The sequence below is a fragment of the Butyricimonas sp. BSD2780061689_150309_C8 genome (assembly GCF_015560935.1).
In the GTDB taxonomy this organism is placed as follows: domain Bacteria; phylum Bacteroidota; class Bacteroidia; order Bacteroidales; family Marinifilaceae; genus Butyricimonas; species Butyricimonas paravirosa.
Genome location: NZ_JADMSV010000045.1, coordinates 1 through 11062, shown reverse-complemented (window position 1 = coordinate 11062; position 11062 = coordinate 1). Strand labels below are relative to the sequence as shown.

Here is an 11062-nt window from a genome sequence, read left to right as displayed (position 1 = left end):
TAAGTGGGTCAGTTTCGGTTATAAAGGTGGGTCAGGTGATTTTTATAATAGTGGGTCAAGTGACTTTATATTTTCCACTCAAGTGCTTGATATGCTGCACATAATTCTCCACATGTCGCTGATGAGACCAATAACGTCTGTACGAATTTTTCACACTCAAATAAAGATAGGCCTTCAAATGCTCCAGCGATTCAAAAGAAATACGAGACTTTAAAACGTTCATAAAAACATCCTGCACGACATCATCGGGAACCACTTCCGTACCCACGTACAATTTTGAACTGAATCGATACAAAGCATCATATAGATGCAGAAAAATATATTCAAAAGCATGATTATCCCGTCGATTAAAATCATCGATAAGCACAGACGAATTCATATCATAATCAACGGCCATAGTCAGATGGATAAAATCACATATATTTCTCGCAAAAATAAGGATTAAAAAACAAAAATCAACTAGAGGCAAGTATTTCTATCCCAATCCTATTGTTATACTAGGGTTTACCTACCTCTCGATCGCTCCCCTCCCGTTTCTTCCCCACCATACCCTCGCCACATGGCGACAGGATAACGTTTTTGTCAGCGACTTGAAACGTCCGAGAGGTATCATAACCCTAGGAAAAGGCTGGCATTTCCCTATCTAAACCCTATCCCCGATTCTAACTTGTTGATTCATTTTTTTATAGTCCATTTAGACCACGAAGCATTCATAGAGCATTCACCTTCGATAAACATGGTAATAACTGCCCCCTGCATATATTCGACTTATAGAATTGTATGAATTAAAAGACACGTAACTTATTATACTACAACCACAAAAGATAGCGTAAATAGAGGGGAAGGATATCATACCCAGAGTGATGTCCTCAATGAAGTAGAGAATAAACCCAAATAAAGAAGTAATCTAACCCAAATAATCCCCCTTCCCCAGAGCTTATTCAGAGCTTACTCGTGGCTCACACAACACGCCATGCAGCAGCTCTGAATAAGTTTCGAGGAATCATCGAAAGAGTGGGATTATTACCTTCCCATTTCCCTTACTTCTCTTTTGGTTCTCCCTGATACCCAAAAATCACAAAATCCATTCACACACATCAGCCCTAGTTATCACACCCTTTAACTAGGGTAATAATCTCCTCCGTTCCTTTCACTACCCTTTCATCGCCCTTTCATCGCCCTTTCTCAATAGACAAACAAGGCCCGGGCAAGAGGTTTGCAAACAGTATGGGAGATTATTACCTAGAAAATACGGTTACATTACCCGGGCAGAACGGTAGCCGTTTCAAGTCATTGTCACAAATAAAAAGGTCCCCTCCCGAAAAAGAAGGGGACACAACACCTGTTTCAGCAGAATCCGCCTACTAAACACCCACACGTTCCATTATCTGGTTTTATACGCAATACTCTTCACCTTGCACAGCCCCTCCCACTTCGAGCCTTTCTCCTCCTTGATCACAATATCATCCACGTCATCAACGATCGCATATTTCCTGATCTCACCACCCGTTGATGCCGGTTTCGACGGGTCATAAAGAGCTATATAAAAATAATCACTCGAAGTCTCTACCAAGATATCCGATAAAAACAAGGTAATCTCGTAACCATCAAACGTTTTCAATAGTTCACACTTCTTCCTCGCGAAATCGTAACCATACAATTTATTCCCCACGGTATAGTAAATCACGGACAACATATTACTTGCCCCGAAAAACTCCGCCTTATCCAAGTCGATCACGTTATCCATTTTTACCATTAACTGTTTTATTATACCGAAACTATAGGAAATCCGGTAACTATACAGATAAAAATCACTTCCATCCCTTAATATCGTGTAAGTCGAACCCGAACCTTTATGACAATTAAGTGTTGTCACATACTCGTATCCCGGTTTCCAAGAGAAAGGATCCCCCACCCGATCAGACATATCCGCACAGTAGCCAAGAGGAGTTCCATAACCACTTTGTTGATACACGAAACGCCCATCCCGCTTATTATATAACACGGTAGCATATCCCCGTTCTTTCACGCTATATCCGATTTTATCCCCCACCGGGAAGAGATCATAATCACCCTTGTAATGATTACTTGGGGATCCAAAGAAACAAGCCTGTTGTCCGGATAACTCCGTATAATACAAATTACCATCCACAAGGGCAGCCCGATAATATCCCATAATCTGTACAGCCTCGGTCATCACGCACTCTCCGGCAGCCGATACATCATAAAAAGACCATTTCAAATGTGCCCCCTCGATAGGCAACAGGGTTGAAGTACTAAGCCTGTAAGTACCCTTATCCGTCCCGACATGAATATAATTCAATGCAGCGGCAGGACGATAGGGAGGAACAAAAATGCAAGTCGGCTTACCCCATTCCTGCAAATCAACCTCTTGTAAAATATTTTTCAACAAAGTCGTGTCCTCTCCTCCCGTTGATACCATATCAAGCTGAGTTCGCCCGTCATCTCCTTCCCCCAACACAAGCCATCCCCGCGAAAACAAGGTTGACAATTGCAAACTTAAACTTGAAATCGTGGTTAATCCCGTGGACTTATCCTGAATTTTAAAATGAACAACATAGCTCTGGGAAGGCAAAGTAATCGGATAAACCAAATCCTTCTCTTTTCCCAGCGTATATTGTCCCCCTATAGTCGGATCGCCACCCACGGCCACCCATTCATACTCGTAATTATCGGGATCATGATTAACTGTCGTTGAAATTTCAGGAAAGACTCGCAACGTATCCACGAAAGAATACATACGTAACATCGTGTCTCCAAAAAAGTCATGTTTCACGGTTATCTCGTTAATCGCGCGATAGGAATAATTTCCCTTGTCATCATAACAACTTTCAAACAGGAAAATTCCCAGTAATTCGATCAGAAAAATCTTATACATCATTCTCATAACATTTCATTTAAAAATAAATCATATCAGAGGCCCCATCGTCATCTCGAACTCGTTACCCGCGGCATCTTTATCCATCACCGTACGTCCTGCCGCTTTTTCCTCTTTCAGATAGCGATCAAAATTCTGGGCCAATGCTTTCGACCTGTTCTGGTTCATGGTCTTGTAATCTTCAAAATCCTGCATCGTTAAACCAAGTACCACGCATACCAGTTTAAATTTCGTGGGAGAAAAAGCACCCCAATAATTCGCGGTCCATTGCTTGGGCACAACCACTTGATCATTTATCCCGATCACGTGAACGAGCGGGTTAATTACTTTATCCGTTGAACCATATATGCTTCCGAAAGGAATCCACCTTTTCAACGGCAATTTAAAATCCGCGCTCTCCTCCAGCCGCACGGTCAAGTAAATCACCGTGTCAGGATTTTGCATTAATTTTTCCGTCCACACGATCCGACAAGGGACTTCCGCCTGTCTCTCCCCGGCTTTTACCACCTGGCTATTCTCAAACGGCTCGTAATCTTCCCCCGCCTTTGCCGTCGTGAGGGTATCTACCACCCGAATCGTGAAATAACGGTCGTGATCAACCACGTCCCCGGTAATCCTCACCCGGATCGGTAACACGGTATCCTTGGCCGTGAACATCGCGAAAGGGATCAAAGTGGTATCCACGTATTCATACTGTTCCGGGTCACCATACCCGGAGGCCGGAGGTTTCTGCATCATAAAATAAATACCGCTCTCCCCCTCGTATCCCATCATCTCTGTCTCGCAAGCGCACAACCACGTTGCCAGACCAATGATCAATATTACTATATATCTTCGTTTCATAATCTCATCCGTTTAATTCGTTATTCCACACCTCGTTTATCTTTCTCGTCTTGAGGCAAATCAAACAAATAAAAACTCTTTTCCATCGTGATCATGTTATTCAGATCTTTACTTGAAGGTATTTGCGTCCTATTCTGTCGTTTGTAAAACCAGAACAATTGTCCCTCTCCAATAAACTCCCTCCGAAATTCGGCCTCTACCAGATTCATCAACCCGAGTGCTTGGTTTGCCTTGGCAACACCCCGTGCCGCCCGTAATCGATTCAGATGGTCAAACGCTTCCGCCTCGTCGTTGGAACATTCCGCCACGATCAGATACATCTCGGAAATCCGCATGACAGGCATGAGATACGTGTATCCCTGACTAACTTTATTATCCTCAGGTCCTTCCGTATCATCCACAGCCATATACTTCACGAAATGTTTCTTTTCATTCCCATCCGGGTCTTTCAAGGTCATCCATTGTTCCGTGTAACGCCAATCATTCACCCTCGTGTCCTCCTCGTACAAATTCTCGATATTAACCTCTGTCGGGCGTAGAATTACCTTCTCTCCCAATTTGTTAGAAAACGTGGATTCGTACACGTCCGATCGTTTCAAATTATACAACCCGAACAAGATTTCCGTTTTATACACCCGGTCCCATTTCGAGAGAGTCGTGGCCGCCGCACGGGTGACAAAAGGAAACCAGTCATTATCCTCCTGCGTTTCCTTGATCACTTGCCGGGCATAGGTCAACGCGGTTTCCTTATCCCCCGTGTACAATGCCAACCGGGCGATATACGCCTTTACCGCATAATAATTCAAACGCAGGGAGCGATACACCATATCATTGGGTAGCCCCGGACCTTCATCTCCCCAAAGCGCTCCTTTTTTAATCACCGGATCATAATCCTTCAGCAACTCTTCTGCCGCCTTGAAATCATCCATAATCAGCCTCACCACTTCCGATGCTTTCAGTAAAGGTCTTACTTTCAAATCAGAAGATTCCGAATAAGGCATACACTCTGTTTCCGGATCAACAGAATAAATCGGTCCAAACACCCGGAAAACTTCAAAATGCAACAATCCCCGCAATGCCAAAGCTTCCCCTTTGAGGACATGATAATATTCGCTATTCAGCACATCCTTTCTCCCGTCACACGCCTCTATAATCGTGTTCACGTTGACAAGCAACGTGTAAGCCTTCGACCATAACCCGGCCACCTGTCCTTTTTTAGCCGTTTGGTCAAAAGTAGATAACTTTTGCCACGTCTGTTCATCTTTATCACAATCATAGTATTGCGCAAGAATATCAAACGTCTTGTAAGACAACGTACCTCCATACAAGTTGGAACTCAGCAATTCAATATACACCCCGTTCAGAGCGGTCATAAACCCGGCTTGAGAAGAGAAAAGCGTGTTTTCCATAATCCGGTCTTCCGATCCCAAATCCAACCAACTGTCACAAGACACCACGGTGGAGACCAACACGATCATCGTGAGGCATTTCAACTTGTTCAATAATTTACTCGCAAATTTCATAATTTCGTCTTTTAGAATCGTAAACTCAATGAAAATGAAACAGTGCGGGCAAAAGGATAATCCGTTCCCCGTTCTTCCTTGAAAGAAGACAGCCGGAAAATATCATTCATATATGCCCTGAAAGTAACTCCTTCCGCCCCGATTTTCTTTATCCATGCGGCAGAAGATTCGTATCCCATGGAAATGGATTCACCGGAGAACGTGTTTTCAGTCCTCACGAAACGGGAAGACATCGGTGTCGGAGAATTATCTTTTATCGACTTGAACTTTGCCTTATCTCCCGGTTGTTTCCAACGATCATGTAACGCCCGCTTATCCTGATTATAATAAATTTGCTCTTCCGATATATTCTCCACTTTCGAGTACAAGGCCGAGGCCATCACCTCTCCCCCTAAACGATACCGGAAATTTACCGAAGCGGAAAAACCTTTGTAATAGAAGGAAGAACCGATAACTCCCTCCACGTCCGGACGGGAACACCCTACAACCACCTCGTCGGCTGTCGAATAGATAAAGGTCTGGGAACCATCTTTCTTTCTAAACATTTCCGCCCCGGTGGCCGGATCGATTCCCAACGAGGGTACAGCCCACATATCATCGGGACTGGCTCCTTCATAGTAACGAACCAAGCTCTGCGCGCTTCCCAATTCATTAAATTCGTTCAATTTATCACCAATATCCCGATACTCGGACTTGGACGTTCTAAAATTCACGTTCAACGTCCAACTCATATTCTGTTTCTGGATCACCGTCCCGAAAAAACTCCCGTTCCATCCCCAAGAAAGCTGCCGCCCGGCATTTGCATTAATGGAACCCACGCCCACGGACGGAGGCATCGGAACACTGATCAAAAGAGGATCGGTATCCTTGTAATAATAATCCAGCGTCACCCGGATTCGATTCCGCAACATGGATATATCCACCCCGATATTCTTATCCAACGTACGTTGCCAATCCAAATCCTTGTTACCAAACTGGTCAATTATTGCGCTTGAACCAAACATATTTTGCAGTTCCACATTATACTTGTAAATTTTCATCGCCTGATAAGCGTCAAAATTCTGATTCCCGGGGTTACCCACGGATGCCCTGATCTTGAAATTCGTGAAAAGCCCCAACGACTTCATAAACTCCTCGTTATGAAGATTCCAAGCCAAGCCCACGGACCAAGTTGTCGAGAAACGTTTATTCGCCCCGAATTTAGACGTACCGTCCGAACGCACGTTGAAATCCATCAGGTAGCGATTCATAAAAGAATAGTTGACATTCATAAAAAAGCTGGTCGAACGGCTACGCTCCAAAGAGTAATTAGGCTTTTGTCCATCTGTAAAACCCGTGGAAAAAGCCGGATTCATATGCAGATCATCGTTAAAACCGACAACACTATAACCATCCCGCTTATTTTTATTCTCGCTAAAAGACCATCCTCCCACCACGTTCACTTGATGTTTTTCCACGAACAACTTACCGAAAGCAATATTCAAATCCCCGTTATAAGAGAATGCCTCCGAAGTTGAAGCCGAGAATGAACCCTGTTTCAACTTATCCGTTTCCAGATAATCAGGATGTTTGGGGGATTTGAATTGCTCATCCCGGCTCACGTTCTTGGTAAGCCCGACCCTCGCCGTCGCCCTCAAAAAAGAATACATCCTCCACTCGATCGAGAAATTATCACGCAAGGCGATCGAATTCCCGATATTCGTATTTTTTATTCCCCACGCATATAACGGATTCTTTAATGATCCTTTGTTTTGTTCCGTCCCGGTATCCTCCAACCACATGGGAATATATCCGTTTTCCAGTCTCTTCCGATAATACGGGTTCGCTTTCGAAAATTCGGAAAAAGCCACGGGTTCCCGCTCCGTATGAGTAACATCCATGCTAAACTTATTGGCAAACAACAACTTTTCCCGACGATAAGTCAAATCAATGTTGGCACTGATGACATTCCGATCAGACCCTTGCATCACGCCATTGGAATTATTGTAACCGAATCCCAACCCGTAACGCATGGCATCATCACCCCCGTCAATATAAACGTTGTGACTATGATTGAATACGGTACGGAGCGGTTCGTTCATCCAATAAGTATCAACACCCCGTTTCACCTCTGCCAACCGCCGATTATATTTTTCAATATTACTTATATTCGTGTTACTCTCCAAATCCCCGTAAAGCCCGGTTAGGCGTTCAAACTCCAACTTCTCGGAAGCATTCATCAAATTATAGGCAGAAAGATCCGCAAATTGAATCCCGTAATTACCGTTATAAGAAAGACGTAACTTCCCCGCTTCCGGTTGAACCGTCTCAACGACAATCACGCCGTTGGCCGCTTTTGACCCGTAAATAGCCGTGGAGGCAGCATCTTTCAAAATCGTCACGCTAGCCACCCGGTCCATGTTCAAATTAACAATCGTCTCCAGCGTCGTTTCGATACCGTCCAAAATAAACAAAGGCTGATTCGGGTCATTATCAAATTCCGTCTTTAAACCAACCACACTCGTCTTTCCCCGGATTTCAATGTCCGGCATCCGGTTCGGGTCCGATCCCCATTGCTTACTCTCCAGCACCAGCATGGAAGGGTCCAAACTTTTCAGACTCTGGATAACATTCTGGCTCCCGATCATTTTCAAATCTTCCTTCGAGTAGGTAGCGAATGATCCCGTGAAACTTTCTTTATTACGGGAATAGATTCCGGTCACCACCACTTCTTGAATCGTCTCGGAATCCTCCTCCAAGGTAACATTCAATGTCCTCGCATCCTTCACGGTTATATCCCGTGTCTTCATCCCGATACACGTGAATGTCAGCACCACGCCATCCAGCGAGGGTAAGGCAAGTGCGAACTTCCCGTCCGCATCCGACGCCGTACCCAGCGTGGTTCCCTTCAACACGACAGATACCCCCGGAATCGTGTTCCCGTCTTGATCCGACACGACTCCCCGGATAACCACTTCGCCCGATTTCTGAGGAACGGTAGCCCGTTTTTTTATCACGACAGTTGAATTTTCATAAATGTACTCGAATGGACTCCCCTGAAATACACGTTTTAAAACAGCATCCACCGTCACCCCTTGCATGGTCAGCGTCACGGGCGGCAAGGTGGCCACCTGCGCCTTGTCGTAAACAAAATTCAAACCCGCCTGCTCTTTAATCTGTCGGAAAACTTCCTGTACCCCCGCTTTACTCACCCGAACAGTCACTTTTTGTTGCTGGGCTCGACCAACAAAGGGCAACATCAGCAAAACCACGCACATCAGGCAAACGTGCCTCCATTGCAATTTTGTTTTTCCACGGGTACAATGGTCCCAAAAAACAAAATACTTCTTGCTTTTTTTCATAAATTTGTATTTTAAAATTAAACATTTACTAGATGCTTCCAACATCTAGTCCGAACCGGGAGTTGTTAGCGCAACACCCGGTTTTTATCGTGTTACATCCACGTATATTCTCTTGAATCTTGTTTGCAATCTGCCTCTCGAACGACAATTTAGGCGTAAAACTTTCCACTCATAAGTTTTTTTCATAACTTTGATCGTTGATTAATTTGTAAAATTGATTAACAGGAGGAGTGAGTATTCTGTGTTTTCTAGGCTCGGGATACACTCCTTTTTTTCATCGAACTAATGTGGCGGCTCATCCATAGATTATCGCTATTTCAATTTTGCCCGATCCCCCAAGCAAAAATTATACAATAAAAAAAGCGAGGATCGTACATTCTATCTCATCTAAGGCATCGCCAAACGCCCCGCAACAAATAGACAACAATCCACGCTAACCAGCGTGAATTAACTGCCTAATCTTGTTGCTTCAAATTGGCGATTTTTAGATAAAGATTAGAACAAACTCACAATATTTTAATGCGGACTCTTCCGCACTTTATTTTTCAACTCCTGCAAATATATGATATTATTTCATAAAATCAAACACTTTATTCCTTCGTAGCTATATTTACACCTATTTTTTATTCAACCGAGACAACTACCAGGATCTCATCCAATTTCCCTTGAAACTCCAAGTCCTCCGGAATATTCACAATTTCAAGTCCGTATCAGTTTTCGATTTCATTTCCTTGCCCTTCTCTTGATACAAATTCATTCGATTTACTTCATTCACCAACTCTTCGCAAGCTTTATCCGGCGTATATTCCTTTCCCGTTAAATCACAATAAACAGGTTCCCCGTCTCGATAAAAAAGGAAATAAGTCATGGCATAAAGCGTAAACATTTTATAATCTTTCGTATCCGCATTCAATAATTTCCCCGGAAGCCAAGAAACCACTTTCTCCCAATCCTCAATCATGGACTCCATTTTCCACACGCCACCTTCTTTTATTGTCATCAGTAAAAAAGTTGTTCCATCCGTCCGCTTCCCCAATAGACACGCTTTATCTTGAGGTAGTGATAAACATTCCAAGATTTGTGCAAGAGATGGAGAAGAGTAAAACTTTTGAATATCAAATTCATAATAAGGACACGCCTCTACACTAAACTTTTTAAGTTCCACTAACGTCTTATCCGGTTCATATTGCAACATCGAACGAGAAACTGTCGAGTATCTCTCTACTAACGCATCCAAGATTTGATCCACGTCTTCGGTCAGAGGAAGATTCACACCCTCTCCAACTTTATCCGAATGACTATTCTTATTCTTATCCATGCAACTACATACCAAGAATAATATTATAACTAGATATTTACCCATATTTTTTGAAAACTTTGATTGTTGATTAACTTGTAAAATTGATTAACAGGAGAAGTGAGTATTCTGTGGTTTCTAGGCTCGGAATACACTCCTTGTCTCTTTACACATCAGTATGGCGGCTCATCCATAAATTATTGTATTTCAATTTTGCCCAATCCTCCAAGCAAAAATTATACAACAAGAAAGCGAGGATTGTCAACGTCTATCTTATCTAAGACATCACCCACAAATAAACAACAATCCACACTAGTTACCGAGCATCTGATGTCTTAGTAATTTTCAGATAAAGATTAGAGCTGACTCACTATATTTCCATACAAACTCTTCCGCATCTTATCTTTCTATCTCTACAAATATATGATATTATTTCACAGAATCAAACACTTCAATCCTTTGTAGCTATAATTTCGAAGATTTTATTTTACACAAATCCACTCCAAGAAACAGAACCTTTCTCAAAACACGCCCATATTTTATATTTTTCTTGAAAAATTCGGCATACATTTTTTGCAGAATTCAAAAAATGCACTACATTTGCATCCGCAATCAAGCAACACGGGCGCTTAGCTCAGCTGGTTCAGAGCATCTGGTTTACACCCAGAGGGTCGGGGGTTCGAATCCCTCAGCGCCCACCACCTACAAAGCCGGAAGGCGAAAAGGAAAGGACAAAACCCTGTAAGTATCACGCTTACAGGGTTTTTTGTTATCTGATCGAGGACAAACAACGCCCAAGCAAAGTAAATCTAAGCCATTTTAGCGTTACCGATAGTGTTTCAAAAAGTGTGTAAATTCCGAATTGATTATTTTTGTAATGCAATTTTCAAAAATGAATAATTATGGAATTTACACATGAACAAATCTCGGAAATAATTTCCGAAATCACAAACGGTGAACTAGGTTTACAAGGCTTGGTCAAACAAGGTTTAGAAAGTTTAATGTTATCGGAACGTGATCTTCATAACGAGACACGTGGTGACGTGAGTAACGGTTTTCGTGGTCGTCGAGTATGTCATGGAGGTAAGGTCTTCGAGCTTCGGGTCCCGCGTAGTCGTAACAACCATTTTTACCCGATGTTACTGGGGGTGCTAAAAGA

Annotated in this window: 6 protein-coding genes, 1 tRNA gene and 1 pseudogene; 2 read left to right on the top strand and 6 right to left on the bottom strand. The window is 43.0% G+C overall.

Translation table 11 applies throughout. The annotated features are described in order from the left end of the window. Positions 1 to 55: 55 nt before the first annotated feature. The 6 genes from I2I33_RS19825 to I2I33_RS19800 form a co-directional block, all read right to left on the bottom strand. Positions 56 to 397 carry a sigma factor gene (locus I2I33_RS19825; protein WP_195666883.1) on the bottom strand — a complete coding sequence of 114 codons (342 nt, stop codon included), beginning with the start codon at positions 395 to 397 and terminating at the stop codon, positions 56 to 58. A 987-nt stretch (positions 398 to 1384) separates the two neighbouring features. Further along, a complete protein-coding gene (locus tag I2I33_RS19820) occupies positions 1385 to 2908 on the bottom strand; it encodes a PKD-like family lipoprotein (protein ID WP_195666882.1) in 1524 nt (507 codons plus the stop codon). A gap of 21 nt (positions 2909 to 2929) precedes the next feature. Then, positions 2930 to 3742, bottom strand: coding sequence for a DUF4843 domain-containing protein (locus I2I33_RS19815; RefSeq protein WP_118305382.1), 813 nt, complete (start codon positions 3740 to 3742; stop codon positions 2930 to 2932). Positions 3743 to 3762: 20 nt separating this feature from the next. Then, positions 3763 to 5265 (bottom strand): RagB/SusD family nutrient uptake outer membrane protein, encoded by a 1503-nt coding sequence (locus tag I2I33_RS19810; protein WP_195666881.1) that lies wholly within the window; start codon positions 5263 to 5265, stop codon positions 3763 to 3765. Between the two features lie 11 nt (positions 5266 to 5276). Continuing rightward, on the bottom strand, positions 5277 to 8606 hold the full coding sequence (locus tag I2I33_RS19805) for a SusC/RagA family TonB-linked outer membrane protein (RefSeq protein WP_229128397.1): 3330 nt from the start codon (positions 8604 to 8606) through the stop codon (positions 5277 to 5279). Between the two features lie 691 nt (positions 8607 to 9297). Next, positions 9298 to 9969: a hypothetical protein gene (locus I2I33_RS19800; protein WP_140402630.1), complete on the bottom strand. Its 672-nt coding sequence runs from the start codon at positions 9967 to 9969 to the stop codon at positions 9298 to 9300. 557 nt (positions 9970 to 10526) lie between these two features. Between I2I33_RS19800 and I2I33_RS19795 the strand changes: the two genes are divergently transcribed. Both I2I33_RS19795 and I2I33_RS19790 read left to right on the top strand, forming a co-directional pair. Continuing rightward, a tRNA-Val gene (locus tag I2I33_RS19795) sits at positions 10527 to 10604 on the top strand. 201 nt (positions 10605 to 10805) lie between these two features. After that, a pseudogene (locus I2I33_RS19790) lies at positions 10806 to 11062 on the top strand (IS256 family transposase); the annotation flags it as partial.

Excerpts from the sequence above, each read along its gene's own strand:
- I2I33_RS19825 (WP_195666883.1), bottom strand. The coding sequence starts at position 397 with ATGGCCGTTGATTATGATATGAATTCGTCTGTGCTTATCGATGATTTT.
- I2I33_RS19800 (WP_140402630.1), bottom strand. The coding sequence starts at position 9,969 with ATGGGTAAATATCTAGTTATAATATTATTCTTGGTATGTAGTTGCATG.
- I2I33_RS19820 (WP_195666882.1), bottom strand. The coding sequence starts at position 2,908 with ATGAGAATGATGTATAAGATTTTTCTGATCGAATTACTGGGAATTTTC.
- I2I33_RS19805 (WP_229128397.1), bottom strand. The coding sequence starts at position 8,606 with ATGAAAAAAAGCAAGAAGTATTTTGTTTTTTGGGACCATTGTACCCGT.
- I2I33_RS19810 (WP_195666881.1), bottom strand. The coding sequence starts at position 5,265 with ATGAAATTTGCGAGTAAATTATTGAACAAGTTGAAATGCCTCACGATG.
- I2I33_RS19815 (WP_118305382.1), bottom strand. The coding sequence starts at position 3,742 with ATGAAACGAAGATATATAGTAATATTGATCATTGGTCTGGCAACGTGG.